Here is a 15,639-nt window from a genome sequence, read left to right on the forward strand (position 1 = left end):
AAAACGCTTCTCCGCAGACAAGGCAACAGTTCGCACGCCAGCCACCCGCTTGCAGGGGGCCGACGTACGCGCTGTTATTGATAGGAATGCACGGCATGGTACGCGTCAACCCGGGGCCTCACAACCGCAAGGCAGGCAGAAGGAGTACCATGCGCGCTTTGTGTGAAACGCGCGTGCAACAAGGAGCCAGATCCGCTCATGGACAAGCAGCACCCCCAGCAGCAGTGGCAGCAGGCAGTCATTGCCTATGCCCAGGCCGTCAACGACTACGTCGCGCAGGGCCGTGCGCAAGGCTGGGACAATCTTGAAGAGCCACAGGCGCCCGCCACCGGGCACCTGCTGGACGCCTGGCTGGCAGCCCTGCAGGCAGCCAATCACCCTGGCGCCAACGAACAACAGCGTCGAGCCTTCCGTGAGGCCTGGCCACCTGCGCACCACCCTCTGGTACCGTTGCTCGAAGACCACGGCCAAGGCATCAGCAATGTCCTGCTGCTGGAGGATGGCAGCCTGCTGGCACGCATCGGCATGCCGTACGACAAGGGCCAGGTGGTGCGTATCGGCCACCAAGGGGTAACCCCGGTCATCGGTATCGAACACTTTGGCCGCTGCCCGGCCCGTCGCTACTTCGCCCTGGCCAACGCCGAAGGCGTGCCTGTGACCGATGGCTGGGGCGGCCCACACGTTCAGCGCCTGGCCTGGCCCACGGGGCTGGAGGGGTTGCCGCCAGGTTACCCGTTCGAGCCGTTCGACCTGCCGCCCACCCCGACCGCGCTGATCCCCTTCCCGGATGGCCAGCGCGTGCTGCTGGTGAGTGCCGAAGGTATCTTCGTGCTGTCCACCCAGGGTGCGACTCGCCTGCTGCCGCAGCAGGCACGCGTGCTCGATGAGCTGGCCGAAGGCACCGACCCGGACGACATCAGCCTGGGGCTGAGCATGGAGCATGGCGCGGTGTCGGCGGATGGCCGGCTGATCGTGGTGGGTGAGCAAGGCAGCCGGCACCTGGTACTGGACGCGCAACTCAGGCCGCTGGCGGACATCGGCCCTGGCAGCGAGTACCCGCACTTTGCGTTGTTCAACCGCACCGGTAACCATCTGGCCCTCAATGCCTGTCATTTCTACAGCGGCGCCACGCTGGGGGTAAACGTCGCCGATTTGCCGGGGCTGGAGACCGACTACTACAGCCAGGACCCACGTACCCCACTGCTGCAGGATGGCGCACGGGTATACGCCGGGGTGGCGCGCGAGGGCGAGTACATTGTGGGTGATGCCTATGGCTACCTGCGGGCGTTTGGCGAGGACGGTACGGAGCACTGGCAGCATTACCTGGGCTCCACCATCAGTGCGATGGATATCAGCGCCGACGGGCAAACGCTGGTGGCGGCTAGCCACGCGGGGGTGGTGTCGGTGATTGCGCTGGATAGCGGGCGGCCTGAATGGCAGATCGGCACCGGGGCACATGGCGAGGTGCGGCGGTGGTTGTTCTGGCGGGGGTGGGACAAGGCATTGGGCTGGTAACAGAACCAGGATTTTTTGCAGCCAGTACTGGCCCCTTCGCGGGCTTGCCCGCGATGAGGCCAGTACTGGCAGCCGATCAATCAGCCCTGCAACGTGGCCATGTCGATCACGAACCGGTACTTCACATCACCTGCGATCATCCGCTCATACGCCTGGTTGATGTTACGGATATCCAGCATCTCGATATCGCAACGGATGTCGTGCTCGGCGCAGAAGTCCAGCACTTCCTGGGTCTCGGCGATGCCACCGATCAACGACCCCGCCAGCACCCGGCGCTTCAGCACCAGGTTGGCCGCATGCACTGGCGGGTCGATCGGTTCGATCAGGCCGACCAGGATGTGCACACCATCGAACGTCAGCGTTTCCAGGTAGGGGTTGAGGTCGTGCTGCACCGGAATGGTGTCGAGCAGGAAATCGAAACGGCCAGCAGCGGCGCGCATCTGCTCGGCATCGGTGGACACGATCACATGGTCGGCGCCCTGGCGGCGGGCTTCCTCGGCCTTTGCCTGGGAGCGAGTGAACAGGGTCACTTCCGCGCCCAGGGCCTTGGCCAGCTTGATGCCCATGTGGCCGAGGCCGCCCATGCCGAGGATGCCGACCTTGTGGCCCGGGCCCACGCCGTGGTGCTTGAGCGGCGAATAGGTGGTAATGCCGGCGCACAGGATAGGGGCGGCGCTGGGCAGGTCCATGCCGGCCGGGATGCGCAGCACGAAGTGCTCGCTGACCACGATGCTGCTGGAGTAACCGCCCATGGTGTTGCTGCCGTCGACCCGATCCGGGGTGGCGTAGGTCATGGTCGGGCCTTCAAGGCAATATTGCTCCAGGTCCTTGGCGCAGGCTTCACAGTGGCGGCAGGCGTCGACCATGCAGCCGACGCCAACCAGGTCACCGACCTTGTGCGCGGTGACCTTGGCGCCCACTGCCGTGACACGGCCGATGATCTCGTGGCCAGGCATCAGCGGGTACACGGCAATGCCCCATTCGTTGCGTGCCTGGTGGATGTCGGAGTGGCACACGCCGCAGTACAGGATCTCGATGGCGACGTCATCCGGGCGCGGGCTGCGGCGCTCGAAGGTCATGGGGGCCAGCGGGCTGGTCGGAGTTTGGGCGGCGTAACCGATGGCGGTATACATACAGGGCCTCGCAGTAAAGTGAAACGATTCAGTCGGCACATTCTGCGCGCCCAACTTCGCCGCGCCCACGGCTGATTCTCCGGCATGCATGCCTGATTCTCCGAAGGTGTCATCCAACACCTGGCGCCACGCCTTCAATCTGCGATGATCAAGCTGTCTGATTCTCTGCACTTGGTTCACCATGCAACTGACCCGTCACGTCGACGCCAATGCGCCGCTTTGCGCACTGATCCGCAGCCTCGCCACGCGGCCAGGCTTTGTGCCCACGCACCTGCCCCAGGTGCAGGTGCTGAGCTGGGACCACTATGTGGCCAGCAGCCCGCAGATCTATGAACCCAGCCTGATGATCCTGGCCCAGGGCAGCAAGCTGGCGCGCCTGGGGCCGCGCACCCTGGAGTACGGCGCCGGGCATTACCTGGTGCAGGCGTTGTCGGTGCCGTTCATGTGCGAAACCTTCGCCACCCCTGACGCGCCATTGCTGGGCGTGGCGGTGGACATCGACCGTGGCGTGCTAGGTGAACTGGTGCAGAGCATGGGCCTGGTGCCGGACGCTGCAGTACAGGCGCAAACACCGCAATCGATGACCTCCGCAGCACTGGATGCGCCAATGCGCGAAAGTGTGGAACGGCTGCTGCACTGCCTGCAGGACCCGCTTGACGCCAAGGTACTGGGCCCGGCGCGCGTACGCGAGGTGCTGTATACCGCGCTGCGCGGCCCGCAGGCCGGTGTTTTGCGAGCACTGGTGGAGCAACAGGGGCACTTCGCGCGCATCGGCGCCGCCCTCGCCCACCTGCGCCAGCACTACGCCGAGCCGCTGAGCGTGGAGGCACTGGCCGCGCGGGCCAACATGAGCGTTTCGACCTTCCATGAACACTTCAAGCGCTGCACCGACATGGCACCGATGCAGTACCTCAAGCGCTTGCGGCTGCTCAAGGCGCAGCAGATGCTGATCGGCGAAGGCCTGGGGGTGGCGCAGGCCGCGCACCGGGTGGGTTACCAGAGCACCTCGCAGTTCAGCCGCGAGTACAAGCGCCAGTTCGAGCGCAGCCCGGGGGATGAACAGCCCTATCAGAGCTTGCCTGTGTAGCGAAGCCATGCTCCCACAATGGTCGCATGCGCTTCATGTTTGCCGTTCGACCATGGCGATAATGGCGGCCTTGAGCTCAGCCTTGGCCTGCCCGGCTTCCAGCTCTCCCGCTGCAGCCGCCTGGGACAGCGCATCCGCTGCCCCCACCAGCAGGCGCATGCCGGCAACCCCTACATTGCCGCTGGGCGAGAACCCGGCCAAGGCTTCGCGGCACTTGTCCAGGAACGGCTGCTCGTACGCCCGCTTCAGCGCCTCCATTTCCGGCGACCCGGCCAGCGCCGCCGACACCCCGGGTATCTCCCGGCCCTGGCTCATCACGCAGTCCACGTAGGCCTCGGCAATCACCCGGGCGCGGCTGGCCAGGCTGGCTTCACAGCTGGCCAAGGCTTGCGACAGCATCTGCGACTGTCGCGCATCGTATTCCTGGTACAGCGCCACCAGCAGCCCGTTGCGGGTCTCGAAATGGTCATAGACCACCGGCTTGGTCACCCCCGCCTGTTCAGCCAGGCGGCCCAGGCTCAAGGCATCGGTACCCTCCTCCCGCACCAATTGCCAGGCCATATCCAGCAACTGCCTGCGTCGGTCGTCGCGGCTCAGGCGCTTGCGCGAACGTGCTTGATCATCGCTTGACATTGATAACCTACCAAAAGTAACTTACTAAACGTAACTTACCTGGAGTATATAACGCTTCAGGCTACCCTGCATCGTTGAATGGAGAGCCACCATGCACGCTCTGATCGTCGTAGGTCACCATGACCCGCAATCCCTCACCCACGCGCTGGCCCGGCAGGTTGCCGACGGCCTGGCCAGCGAAGGCCACAGCAGCGAGATCACCGACCTGGCCAGCGAGGGTTTCGACCCCCGCTTCGGTCTTGCGGACCATGCCGTGCACCGCCGGCAGGCAGCTCCGCCGGCCGATGTACTCAAGGAGCAGGCCCGCATCGAGCGCGCCGATGCCCTCGTGCTGGTCTACCCGGTCTACTGGTGGTCACTGCCGGCTTTGCTCAAGGGCTGGGTCGAGCGGGTATTCAGCAACGGCTGGGCGTTCGACTATGACGAAGGCACCACGATCAAGAAACTGCGCGGCATGAAGGTTCACCTGATCGGCGTCGCGGGTGCCGATACAGGCACCTTCGAACGGCACGGCTATGGCGAGGCGATGCGCGTGCAGATTGGGCACGGCATCTTCGACTATTGCGGCGCCGAAGTACTCAGTTCCACATTGTTGGATGACAGCGAAGGGCCTGACCAGCTTCCCCACTTGCACCACGCACACGCTTTGGGCCAAAAACTGTTTGCAGATTGCCAGGCCGCAGCCTGAACTGTGCGCAGTGCCGCTATTCAAGTAGCGGCACCTCGGTTCTGTAACCGGCCCATTGCAGGGAATCAGACGACCCGGCTACCATTGAGAACGATTCACACTAACAACCGGAAGCCAGGCGTTGGACAGCACATCGACCCGTAAACTGGGCTTTTTCTTCAGCGACCACCATCGCTGGTTGCTCCAGCACATCCAGAAACGCCTGCGCAACCACGCCGACGCAGAGGACACAGCCGCCGAAACGTTCTGCCAGATGCTCGGCGCACGGGTCGACCCGGACAGCATTCAGCAGCCTCGCGCCTACCTCACAGTCATCGCCCGTCGGCTGATCTTCGACCGCCATCGCCGTCGCCAGCTCGAGCAGGCCTACCTGGAACACCTGGCGCGGTTGCCTGAGGCCGTAGCGCCATCGGCCGAGGAGCAACTGCTGCTGATCGAGGCCCTGGTGAGCATCGATGAGGCACTGGACGGCTTGCCGGCAGTCGTCAAAGCCACCTTCCTCTACAGCCAGCTCGACGGCATGCACTACGCCGACATCGCGGCAAAGCTGCAGATCAGCGAACGCTCTGTCAGCCGCTACATGAAACAGGCGCTGCGCCAATGTTACCTGTGCGAGGTGCAGGCATGAGCAGACCTGCCCTGGACCGGGTCAGCGAGCAAGCCATCGACTGGATGGTCGAGCTCAGGGCCGCTACGCCTGACCCGGCGCTGCTGCAACGAGTCAGGTTGTGGCTGCAGCAAGACCCCGCTCACCAACAAGCCTGGAACCGCCTGGAGCAACGCCTTGGCCATCCGTTCGCCGCGCTGCTCGCCCTGGATCAACGTGCCCCTGGCCAAGCAGCAGAGGCACGCCGATTGCTGATGCAGCCTACTCGCTCACGGCGTGACATACTTGGCGCCATGGCCAGTCTGGGGCTGTTCGGCGCGGCGCTGTGGGGTGGATGGCGTAGCGACACCACCCAAGGCTGGCTGGCCGATTTGCACACGGGCAGTGGCGAGCGGCGCAGTTTTACCTTGGCAGACGGCAGCCGCCTGAGCCTGAACAGTGCCAGTGCGGTCGACGTGCAGTTCGATGCCGGGCAGCGGCTTCTGGTGCTGCGTCACGGCGAGTTGCTGATCCAGGTTGCGCGCGATCCGCTGCGCCCCTTGCGCGTGCGCACCGCGCAAGGGCAAGTGCAGGCGTTGGGGACGCGGTTTCTGGTCAGCCAGGAGCAGGACGCCACACGGGTCGTGGTGCTGCAGCACAGCGTCCGCGCCAGTCTCGCCGATGGGCAGTGGGCGGAGCTGCAGCAAGGGCAGGCTGCCCTGCTACGGAACAACACCATCGAGCGGCTGACAGGCGAGCAACAGCAACGCGCTGCATGGCTGGAGGGCCGCCTGGAAGTCCTCGACGCGCCACTGCATGGGGTGATCGACGCGCTGCGCCCCTACCAGCGCGGCTACATCCGGCTCGCCCCCGCGGCACGCGACCTGCGGGTGCAGGGCGTATTTCCTCTGGACCAGCCACAGCAGGCGTTCAAGGCGTTGGCCGAGGCCCTGCCAATCAGCGTGGAGCGCTATGGCCCGTGGCTGATGTTGATCGACCTGAAACCCGCTTGATAAAAATATTTATCAAAATCATTCGCAATCGTGGCAAGTTTTCTTTGCTCATCCCACATACCTCCTGACAGCCACTTCATTCGGGAGTAATCCGTGTACAACCCCTTGCCCCGCGCCCTGCCCTTGGTCGCTGCCCTGGCCAGCTTCAACGTGCTTGCCCAGACGCAAACCCAAGTGTTCGACCTGCCACCCGCCAGCCTGGCTCACACGCTCAACCGCATCGCCAGCCAGAGCGGCCACATCATCGCGCTGGAGCCAGCACTGGTGCGCGGCAAGCAGGCACCTGCCGTGGTCGGCCAGATGAGTGCCGAGCAGGCCATGCAAGCTGCGCTGGCCGGTAGCGGCTTGCAGTTGCGGGTTTCCGCCGAGGGCCATTTCAGTGTGGCTCCCGGCAACCTGGGCAGCGACGTCATGGAGCTGGGCAGCACCAGCATCACCGACAACTATGTGGACGCAACCAGCGAAGGCACCGGGTCGTATGCCGCCCGCGCGGTGACCCTGGGCAAAGGCACGCACACCCTCAAGGAGATTCCCCAGTCGGTCACCGTCATCACGCGCAAGCAACTGGATGACCAGGGCATCACCGACTTGCAGGACGCGCTTAACCACACCACGGGCATTGTCGGCGCGCAGGGCATTGGCCCTGGCGTGGTCGTGACCTCGCGTGGTTTTCAGATTGATGACTGGCAATACGACGGTGTGCCCATCCCGCGAAACAACTATTCGCTGGGCAACTGGGCCACTCAGGACCTGGTGTTCTTCGACCGGGTTGAAGTGCTGCGCGGTGCTTCAGGCCTGTTGCAAGGCACCGGCAGCCCAGGTGGCGCAATCAACCTGGTGCGCAAGCGTGGCCAAACGGCGCCGACCGTTACGCTGACAGGCAAAGCTGGCTCCTGGGACCACTATGGCCTGCAGCTGGATGCCGGCGGCCCGCTGACGACCGACGGCCGTGTGCGCGGGCGGCTTGTCGCTGACGAAGACCAAAGCGACAGCTTCATCGACTATGTCTGGAGCAAAAGCCATTCGTTGTATGGCGCCCTGGACATCGACCTGAACGACGCGACCACGGTGGGCGGCGGTATCAGCTACAACCGCCAGCAGTCCCGGCCGATGCTGCGCGGCCTCCCACGCTACGCCAGTGGCAAACCGGTCGACCTGCCGCGTTCGACTTACACCGGCGCCCGCTGGAGCCGCGCAGAAACCGACGTCACCACGTACTACCTGGACCTTGAACACCGCTTCAACGATGACTGGACCTTCAAGGCCGCAGCCGTGCGCATGGATGAAACCAACACATCCACCCACCAGCGCGTGCAGAGCACCCGCCAGGGCGTTGCGCCTGACGGCAGCGGCATCACCTACGCCGACTGGCTCACCGATTTTCACTCGACCAAGCTGGGCCTGGACATGAACGTGGTGGGCCACTTCGATACCGGCCCACTGGCCCATGAAATCACCGTGGGCGGCAACTACTCGAAGCTGACTTCGGATGACGCCTACTGGCGCAATTTCGATGCCGGCGGCAACATCTTCGACATCGACCATGACCGCCCGGAACCCAGCCGCGACAGCGTCTTCGAGGGCGAACTGGCACGTGCCAACAGGGCCAGCTACGACATCCGCCAGAAAGGCCTGTACGGCGCCTGGCGCGTCAAACCCACCCAGGACCTGACGTTGGTCCTTGGCTCGCGCGTTAGCTGGTTCGACTACAGCTGGGACTCGATCGACTTCGACAGCCTGACCGACCCCGGTACCCGCTACCCGACCAGCCGCATGACCGAAACGGGCCAAGTCACCCCTTATGCAGGCTTTATCTACGACTTGACCCGCGAATGGGCATGGTACGCCAGCTACACCGACGTGTTCGTACCGCAAACCGAACGCGCCGTGGGCAATACGCCGCTCAAACCGGTGATCGGCAGCAACTACGAAACGGGACTCAAGGGCGAACTGCTCGACGGCCGGGTCAACGCCTCGATCGCATTGTTCCGCTACGACCAGGAAAACCGCGCCGTCACCGACGTAGCATCCGGCTTCGCCTGCGATGACTGGTACTGCTCCACCGCAGCGGGCAAGGTGCGCAGCCAAGGCGTCGAAGCCGAAATCAGCGGCGAAGTGCTGAGTGGCCTGCAACTGTTCGCAGGCTACACCTACAACACCACCAAGTTCCTCGATGACCCTGACGACAAAGGCCGCACCTTCAGCCAGTGGACACCCAAGCACATGCTGCGTGCATGGGCCGATTACACCCTGCCACTGGACGGCCAGCGCTGGAGCACCGGCCTGGGCTTCACCACCCAGAGCCACACCCTCGGCTACGAGCGTACCTACACCGTGCCTGGCTATACCGTCTGGAGCGCACGCCTGGCCTACCAGCTAACCCCCGACCTGAACCTTGCCGTCAACGCCGACAACCTGTTCGACAAGAAGTACTGGGTTGCAGGCTTCAACCAGCTCAATGGCAGCAACAACTATGGCGAGCCACGCAACTTCATGCTGACGGTCAAGTACACCCCGCAACTCTGACCGCGGGTCAATCTGCCAGCGGCCACTGCGCCAAGGGCCGGTAAGCGCCCTTGCGCGACTCGTAGAGCGTGAAATGGCGAGCCGCGAGGTAGAACTCCGGCGCGCAGCTGGCCTCGGGTGGTTGCCCGCGGTAATCCCTGGACAAGGTCAAGTGTGGCCGATACTCACGGTTGGCCACCTCCACCCCCAACGGCAGCAGTGCCTGCTGCAAGCCGTACACCAGTTGCAACAGGGCTGGCGGTGTCTGCTGTGGCTCCAGCACCAGCGCGCCGGCCCGCTGCCACACCTGCAAGCGGTCAAGCAAAAGCAGCGGTGCCATGGCCGGCAGCGCCAGTTGATCGATTGCCGCACAGATCGCAGGCACCTGCGCGGTATCTACATCGCCGAGGAACAACAGCGTGACGTGGAAGTTGGCCGCTGGCACCGGTTTGCCGCTGCGCAGGGCCAGCCCACGCCGCCACTGGGCCAAGGCCCGGCGCTGGGCATCGCTGACCGGCAAGGCGAAAAACAGCCGTTTGAACGGGCTACCGCTGGGGCGTATATCCTGAACCATACCAACTCCATGACGTGAAACGTTTGCGCAAGACTGTAGGGCATTACACCAATGTCGCCCCGGCGTTTCGTAACAATAAGTACAAACTACCCCCATGATTGTTTATGCTGGCGGGCTTATGCCATGGCGCATGGCCATTTTTCGACAAGTAAACGTCCATGAAAATTGCACTCGTACTTATCTTCGCCCTCTCGATTGCCTACGTGCACCTGCGCGGTCGGGTTCGCCACAAGTTGACCCGCCAGCTGGGCGACCACTCCAGCTTCCTGGCCCCGGTCAACAGTTTCCTGTACCTGTTTTCCAAGCTCCCGGCCAAGCCTTACTTGCCGGTCGAAGCCTTCCCCGAACTGAAGCCGCTGCAGGACCACTGGCAGGAAATCCGCGAGGAAGGCCGCCAGTTGCTGCACGTGGGCGAAATCAAGAAGTCCGACAATTACGATGACGTCGGTTTCAATTCGTTCTTCAAGACCGGGTGGAAGCGCTTCTACCTGAAGTGGTATGGCGAAAGCCACCCATCGGCGATGGCCCTGTGCCCCCGCACCACCGAGCTGCTGCAAAGCATCGGCACGGTCAAGGCCGCCATGTTCGCCACCCTGCCACCGGGCGCCAAGCTGGTGCGCCACCGTGACCCGTATGCCGGCTCGTACCGCTATCACCTGGGCCTGGACACGCCCAACGACGACGGTTGTTACATCGACGTGGATGGCGAGAAGTATTCGTGGCGCGATGGCGAGGGTGTGATCTTCGACGAAACCTACATCCACTATGCGGCAAACACCACCGAGCACAACCGCATCATCCTGTTCTGTGACGTCGAGCGCCCGCTCAAGTACCGCTGGGCAACTGCGTTCAACCGCTGGTTCAGCCGCAACGTCATGGCCGCTGCCGCCGCGCCTAACGGTGACGGCGACAAGACCGGCGGTATCAACCGTTTGTTCACCCGCATCTACAAGATTCGTGAACGCGGCAAGGCGCTGAAGAAGCGCAACCGCATGCGCTACTACCTGGAAAAGTGGGCAGTGGTTGCGGCGCTGGTGCTGGTGTTCATCTACATCTGAATGCTCAGCGCGCTCCCGTCTGTAGGAGCAGCCTTGCGCTGCGAAGAGGCCATTGCAGCTGAAGAAAATCTTTAGCCTTACTGGCCTCTTCGCAGCGCAAGGCTGCTCCTACAAGGTGCTGCGGCAGCATGAGTGATGGTGCAAGACAGTTGCCCTCACAAGTACTGCTGCACACCCACCAAAGTACAAGCCTCGCTCTCGCCACTCTTCGACTAGCCTGAAAGCTCCACTCGCAACCACCCCAAGGTGAAGACGATGAGCATGATGGACTGGGACGCCTACCGTAAGCAGTTGATGGCCGGCATCGGCGATCTCAAGCAACTCTCCCCCGACACCGTGGCCGGGTACATGACCGCCAGTGGCGCGGGAGCCAAGACCAACCACCTCGACGCCAAGACGCGTGAGCTGATCTCACTGGCCGTGGCCGTGACCACCCGTTGCGACGGCTGCATCGCCGTGCATTCGCAGCAGGCGGTCAAGCACGGTGCCACCCGCGAGGAAATTGCCGAAGCCCTCGGCGTGGCGGTGGCGATGAACGCCGGTGCGGCGCTGGTGTACTCGGCGCGGGCCATGGATGCGGTGGGCAAAGCCAACGGCTAGGTACAAACGGCGTCGTCGCCCTTGCGCGACGGCGCCGCGCCCCACAGACTTGGCGGCCCAGCCCTTGCAGGAACCCGCATGATCCACATTCGCCCCATGACAGCCGAAGACTTCGAGCGCTTCTGGCCCACCTTCCAGGCCATCGTCCAGGCCTGTGAAACCTACGCATTCGACCCAGCCCTGAGCTTCGACCAGGCACGCCAGCTGTGGCTGGAGCTGCCATTGCACACGCTGCTGGCCGAAGAGGATGGCGAGCTGCTGGGTTCTTATTACCTGAAGGCCAATGCCGCCGGGCCTGGCGGGCACGTGGGCAACTGCGGCTACATGGTGTGCGAACAGGCACGTGGCCGGGGCGTGGCGCGCCTGATGTGCGAGCACTCGCAGAAGCTGGCACGCCAAGAGGGCTTTCTGGCCTTGCAGTTCAACTCGGTAGTGGCCAGCAATGAAGTCGCGGTGGCACTGTGGCACAAGCTGGGCTTCGAAACGGTCGGGCGCTTGCCCAAGGCTTATCGCCATGCCCGCCTGGGGCTGGTGGACTGCCTGGTGATGTACAAGTGGCTGGCGGATGAGCCGGTGGTGGAGAAGCCGCCACTGCTGATCGGACGCAAGAATATCGAGGCACGGGTGTCACGGCGTCGCGGGCGCTGATCTTTTCTCGCAGGTTAGTCCTCTTCGCGGGTGAACCCGCGAAGAGGTCGGGCATGCTAAACGCTCAGTTTCAGAAGGCCAGGCCCACCTTCACCCCAAACTCGTCACGCTTGAGCTTGGTGTTGTCTGCTGCTGGAGAGTCTTCATCCAGCTTGTATTCGGTGCGGGTGTAATAAACCCCCGCCTGCACCGGCATACCGCCCTGCTGGTTCATCAGCAACGTCACTTCGGCATACGGGTTGGTGCGGTCTTTCAGGTCGACCGTGTCGCTACCAAAGTCGTCAACCTTCAGCCGCGCGCGGCCGTCCAGGGTGTGGCGTGCCCCAACTTCCACGCGCAAGGTCGAGGCGTCGAACTGATGGTTGTAGCCCAATGCCGCCTTGGCGAAGGGCGATTTCACGGTGAGCTTGGTATCGAGGTCGTTGATTTCCGGCTCGAAGCGCGACCAGCTGTAACCGCCGCCCACGGTCACGTCGACAAAGTTGCGAGCGTCCAGCGCCGCACGCCAGCCAAGGTCAAGGTCGGCCTGGGCCTCCTTGAGCTTGTTGTCGTTCTTCTTGCCGAATTTGGCTTCGGCGCCGAGCTGGTAGATGAACCCGGATTCGGCTGTCAGCTTGTTGCCGAAGGTGGCGAACACGCCGCCTTGGCCCATGTGTTCCTTGTCGCTTTCACTGCCACCTTCGAACTTGAACTTGTCGTAGGCGCCCTGCAGCCCGATGGTGAACAGCGGGTCAGTGCTGGGTGCGGCGGTGGCGGCCAGCGGTGCGGCGATCAGGGCGAGCAGGCAGGTGTGGCGCAACAGATGACGAGCAGGCATGCGTAAAGTCTCCATGACTTGATAACGAAAGACGAACGTGCGGTTCGAGACAAACGCCAGCTGAAAAGTTCGAAAAAAAGTCATTAAAAGCGCGCAACCTCGTGTTTTATCGCAGTATTCATGGCACGCCAACATTTGACGCCCCAGCATTTCAGTGGTCATATGCGCGCCAGTTTCAGGTGCCCTTCGCCGCCGCGCGCAGGGTGAAACGGGAAGCCGGTGCGTCGTGGTACCCACGACAAGTCCGGCGCTGCCCCCGCAACGGTAAGCGAGCGACCCCTTCGAGATACCACTGTGCACATGCATGGGAAGGTGAAGGTGTCATGCCCCTCGCAAGCCCGGAGACCGGCCTGGAGCGTCACTTGGCAACCCGCGGTGGGCGGGCGCAGGCCGGAATCCGTGCGCGCGCCTGCCTGCATGGTTCGCCTTTGCGTGTTTTCCACCGGGATCCATTCATTCCTGCAGCAGTGGAACGACATGTCCCGTATGTTCAAGCTTCACCCCCTGGCGGCCTGCCTGGCCGTCGCCCTGCCGGTCCTGGCCGATGACCGTGACCCGCAGCCCCTGGCCTTGCCCTCCACGGCCATCACCGACACCCTCGACAGCCGCGCGATCGACCTGGCCACGCCAACCCCGGCAGGCTCGCGCCTTGGCCTCAGCGCCCTGGAAACACCGGCCAGCACCAGCAGCATCAGCGCCGAGCAGATCCAGCAGCGCAACAACCTCACCGTGCAGGATGCGGTAACGCGGTCGCCGGGCATCACCTTCGTCGGCTCACCGGGCGACGGCGGCACCGGCCTGTCCGCCCGCGGCTTTGCCGGCCACAGCTCGGTGATGACCCTGTTCGACGGCGCCCGCCTCTACACCGGTGCCGGCACCCAGACGTTCCCTGTCGACCCGTGGATGGTCGAACGCATCGATGTGATTCGCGGCCCGGCTTCGGTACTGCATGGCGAAGGCGCCACCGGCGCGGTGATCAACGTGATCCCGAAAAAACCGTTTGCCGGTGAGGTGCGCAACCACCTGCGCCTGGGCTACGGCTCGTGGGACCGCCAGCAGCTGGGCCTGGACAGCGGCGGCAGCCTCAGCGAGCGCCTGAGCTATCGCCTCACCCTCAACCAGCAGGCCGGCAACGGCTGGGTCGACCGCACCACTTCGCGCAGCCTGGCCCTGAGTGCCGCGCTGCGTTTCGATGCCAGTGACGACCTCAGCTTCACCCTTGCTCACGACCGTGGCGATGCAAAGCCTGCCAACTACTATGGCACCCCGCTGATCGACGGGCACTACCGCAGCAGCCTGCGCAAGAAAAACTACAACGTGCAGAACGACGTGCAGCACTACGTCGATGAGTGGACCCGGCTGACCACCGACTGGACGTTGAACGACCACATCAGCGCGAGCAACCAGCTGTACTACATCAAGAGCCGCCGCCACTGGCGCAACGCCGAAGACTACGGCTGGGACGCCGAGCGCCAGCAATTGCAGCGCGGCAGCTACCTGGAAATCAAGCACAACCAGGAACAGTTCGGCGACCGCCAGACCTTCACCTTTGACCACAGCGTGTTCGGCCTGGCCAGCAAGACCGTGATCGGCGCGGAATACAACAAGGTCCGCTTCAACGTCGACAGCAATGCGCCCTACAACGATGTGGGCGGCGACTACATCGACCCGTGGCAACCAGAACCGGGCTGGTTCCACAGCGCCTCGCCGCTGCGCCCGCAAACCTTGTCCAGCACCCAAACCTTCGCCCTGTTCGCCGAGAACCGCCTGCAGCTGAGCGACCGGCTGTCGCTGGTCACCGGCGTGCGCCGCGACCAGAACCACATCGACCGCACCAACCTGACCAACGACAGCCGCAGCGACCGCAGCCTGCAAGGTGGCAACTGGCGCGCCGGGCTCGTGTTCGCCATCAACGACGACCTGTCGCTGTACGGGCAGTACTCCACTAGCCAGGAGGGGGTCAACAACCTCATCAGCCTCAGCCCCACCCAGATGCACTATGACCTGACCGAGGCGAAGCAGACCGAGGTAGGCCTCAAGCAGCGCTTCTGGGACGGCCGTGGCGAATGGACGCTTGCCGCCTACCACATCGTCAAGAAGAAACTGCTGGTGGACGACCCGATCACCCACGAGAAGCAGCAGGCTGGGCAGCAGGCGTCCGATGGACTTGAGGCCACCCTGGAACTGGCCCTGGCGCATCAGTGGCAGGTGTCGGCCAACGCGTCGCTGGTGCGCGCCAGGTATGACGACTTCGACGAGATGGTCGGCGGCGTGGCGCAGGACCGTGCTGGCAACCGGCCGGCCAACGTGCCACGGCGTACCGCCAACCTGTGGTTGAGCAAAGGCTTCGGCCAGCAGGTAGAGGCCGGCATTGGTGCGCGCTACGTAGATGAGCGTTATGCCGATACCGCCAATACCCAGAGCGCCCCCGGGTACACCGTGGTCGATGCCAACATCGCCTGGCAGGTGCTGCCGGATGTGAAGTTGGGCTTGCAGTTGAACAACCTGTTTGATCGTGAGTATGTGCAGTCGGCCTTCAGTGGGCAGCAGTGGTTGATGGGGATGCCGCGGTCGTACTTTGCGACGGTGGATTACACCTTCTGAACTGAGTTGCCTGTAACGGTCTCTTCGCAGCACAAGGCTGCTCCTACAAGTCACCACCGACCGGTAGGAGCAGCCTAGCGCTGCGAAGAGGCCGGCCCAGGCAACACAAAAACTCTACCAACCTCTAATAAATTAGTTATAAGATAACGTTTCACATGACATTCATTCCTATCAGCGA

General features: G+C 63.5%; 14 protein-coding genes and 1 riboswitch. Of the genes, 10 read left to right on the forward strand and 4 right to left on the reverse strand.

What is annotated here, in order from left to right:
* Window positions 1–198 precede the first annotated feature (198 nt).
* Entirely contained in the window at window positions 199–1,515 is a 1,317-nt protein-coding gene (locus SB756_RS17490) for a hypothetical protein (protein WP_410911239.1), read from the forward strand.
* A gap of 80 nt (window positions 1,516–1,595) precedes the next feature.
* Here SB756_RS17490 and calA read toward each other — a convergent pair whose 3' ends face one another.
* Window positions 1,596–2,648, reverse strand: coding sequence for a vanillin reductase (gene calA, locus SB756_RS17495; RefSeq protein ID WP_341798228.1), 1,053 nt, complete (start codon window positions 2,646–2,648; stop codon window positions 1,596–1,598).
* A gap of 181 nt (window positions 2,649–2,829) precedes the next feature.
* On the opposite strand from calA, the gene SB756_RS17500 reads away from it, so the two are divergent.
* Complete coding sequence (locus SB756_RS17500; protein WP_049275529.1) at window positions 2,830–3,735, forward strand: AraC family transcriptional regulator; 906 nt, start codon at window positions 2,830–2,832, stop codon at window positions 3,733–3,735.
* A 33-nt stretch (window positions 3,736–3,768) separates the two neighbouring features.
* Here the strand turns inward: SB756_RS17500 and SB756_RS17505 are convergent, their stop codons facing one another.
* Entirely contained in the window at window positions 3,769–4,368 is a 600-nt protein-coding gene (locus tag SB756_RS17505) for a TetR/AcrR family transcriptional regulator (RefSeq protein ID WP_410911240.1), read from the reverse strand.
* A gap of 91 nt (window positions 4,369–4,459) precedes the next feature.
* On the opposite strand from SB756_RS17505, the gene SB756_RS17510 reads away from it, so the two are divergent.
* From SB756_RS17510 to SB756_RS17525, 4 genes are all read left to right on the forward strand, one after another.
* Window positions 4,460–5,056, forward strand: a complete 597-nt coding sequence (locus SB756_RS17510; RefSeq protein ID WP_410911241.1) for an NAD(P)H-dependent oxidoreductase — start codon at window positions 4,460–4,462, stop codon at window positions 5,054–5,056.
* Between the two features lie 121 nt (window positions 5,057–5,177).
* Window positions 5,178–5,684, forward strand: a complete 507-nt coding sequence (locus SB756_RS17515; protein ID WP_016500433.1) for a sigma-70 family RNA polymerase sigma factor — start codon at window positions 5,178–5,180, stop codon at window positions 5,682–5,684.
* Window positions 5,681–6,655: a FecR family protein gene (locus tag SB756_RS17520; RefSeq protein WP_410911242.1), complete on the forward strand. Its 975-nt coding sequence runs from the start codon at window positions 5,681–5,683 to the stop codon at window positions 6,653–6,655. Before SB756_RS17515 ends, SB756_RS17520 begins: the two co-directional genes overlap by 4 nt.
* Window positions 6,656–6,748: 93 nt before the next feature.
* Complete coding sequence (locus SB756_RS17525) at window positions 6,749–9,181, forward strand: TonB-dependent siderophore receptor (RefSeq protein ID WP_410911243.1); 2,433 nt, start codon at window positions 6,749–6,751, stop codon at window positions 9,179–9,181.
* A 7-nt stretch (window positions 9,182–9,188) separates the two neighbouring features.
* On the opposite strand, the gene thpR is transcribed toward SB756_RS17525, so the two are convergent.
* Complete coding sequence (thpR, locus tag SB756_RS17530; protein WP_341798223.1) at window positions 9,189–9,734, reverse strand: RNA 2',3'-cyclic phosphodiesterase; 546 nt, start codon at window positions 9,732–9,734, stop codon at window positions 9,189–9,191.
* 158 nt (window positions 9,735–9,892) lie between these two features.
* On the opposite strand from thpR, the gene lpxO reads away from it, so the two are divergent.
* From lpxO to SB756_RS17545, 3 genes are all read left to right on the forward strand, one after another.
* A complete protein-coding gene (lpxO, locus tag SB756_RS17535; protein WP_049275535.1) occupies window positions 9,893–10,792 on the forward strand; it encodes a lipid A hydroxylase LpxO in 900 nt (299 codons plus the stop codon).
* Between the two features lie 255 nt (window positions 10,793–11,047).
* Entirely contained in the window at window positions 11,048–11,392 is a 345-nt protein-coding gene (locus tag SB756_RS17540; RefSeq protein WP_027919898.1) for a carboxymuconolactone decarboxylase family protein, read from the forward strand.
* A 78-nt stretch (window positions 11,393–11,470) separates the two neighbouring features.
* Window positions 11,471–12,040: a GNAT family N-acetyltransferase gene (locus tag SB756_RS17545; RefSeq protein ID WP_138736766.1), complete on the forward strand. Its 570-nt coding sequence runs from the start codon at window positions 11,471–11,473 to the stop codon at window positions 12,038–12,040.
* A 70-nt stretch (window positions 12,041–12,110) separates the two neighbouring features.
* Here the strand turns inward: SB756_RS17545 and SB756_RS17550 are convergent, their stop codons facing one another.
* On the reverse strand, window positions 12,111–12,857 hold the full coding sequence (locus SB756_RS17550; RefSeq protein WP_341798222.1) for an outer membrane beta-barrel protein: 747 nt from the start codon (window positions 12,855–12,857) through the stop codon (window positions 12,111–12,113).
* A gap of 160 nt (window positions 12,858–13,017) precedes the next feature.
* A riboswitch (cobalamin riboswitch) is annotated at window positions 13,018–13,226 on the forward strand.
* Window positions 13,227–13,334: 108 nt separating this feature from the next.
* Between SB756_RS17550 and SB756_RS17555 the strand changes: the two genes are divergently transcribed.
* Window positions 13,335–15,461: a TonB-dependent receptor gene (locus SB756_RS17555; RefSeq protein WP_410911244.1), complete on the forward strand. Its 2,127-nt coding sequence runs from the start codon at window positions 13,335–13,337 to the stop codon at window positions 15,459–15,461.
* Window positions 15,462–15,639 lie beyond the last annotated feature (178 nt).

Origin of the sequence: Pseudomonas sp. SIMBA_068 (assembly GCF_046534705.1) — a bacterium.
GTDB lineage: Bacteria > Pseudomonadota > Gammaproteobacteria > Pseudomonadales > Pseudomonadaceae > Aquipseudomonas > Aquipseudomonas putida.

Excerpts from the sequence above, each read along its gene's own strand:
- SB756_RS17490 (WP_410911239.1), top strand. The coding sequence starts at position 199 with ATGGACAAGCAGCACCCCCAGCAGCAGTGGCAGCAGGCAGTCATTGCC.
- calA (WP_341798228.1), bottom strand. The coding sequence starts at position 2,648 with ATGTATACCGCCATCGGTTACGCCGCCCAAACTCCGACCAGCCCGCTG.
- SB756_RS17500 (WP_049275529.1), top strand. The coding sequence starts at position 2,830 with ATGCAACTGACCCGTCACGTCGACGCCAATGCGCCGCTTTGCGCACTG.
- SB756_RS17505 (WP_410911240.1), bottom strand. The coding sequence starts at position 4,368 with ATGTCAAGCGATGATCAAGCACGTTCGCGCAAGCGCCTGAGCCGCGAC.
- SB756_RS17510 (WP_410911241.1), top strand. The coding sequence starts at position 4,460 with ATGCACGCTCTGATCGTCGTAGGTCACCATGACCCGCAATCCCTCACC.
- SB756_RS17520 (WP_410911242.1), top strand. The coding sequence starts at position 5,681 with ATGAGCAGACCTGCCCTGGACCGGGTCAGCGAGCAAGCCATCGACTGG.
- thpR (WP_341798223.1), bottom strand. The coding sequence starts at position 9,734 with ATGGTTCAGGATATACGCCCCAGCGGTAGCCCGTTCAAACGGCTGTTT.
- lpxO (WP_049275535.1), top strand. The coding sequence starts at position 9,893 with ATGAAAATTGCACTCGTACTTATCTTCGCCCTCTCGATTGCCTACGTG.
- SB756_RS17540 (WP_027919898.1), top strand. The coding sequence starts at position 11,048 with ATGAGCATGATGGACTGGGACGCCTACCGTAAGCAGTTGATGGCCGGC.
- SB756_RS17545 (WP_138736766.1), top strand. The coding sequence starts at position 11,471 with ATGATCCACATTCGCCCCATGACAGCCGAAGACTTCGAGCGCTTCTGG.
- SB756_RS17550 (WP_341798222.1), bottom strand. The coding sequence starts at position 12,857 with ATGCCTGCTCGTCATCTGTTGCGCCACACCTGCCTGCTCGCCCTGATC.
- SB756_RS17555 (WP_410911244.1), top strand. The coding sequence starts at position 13,335 with ATGTCCCGTATGTTCAAGCTTCACCCCCTGGCGGCCTGCCTGGCCGTC.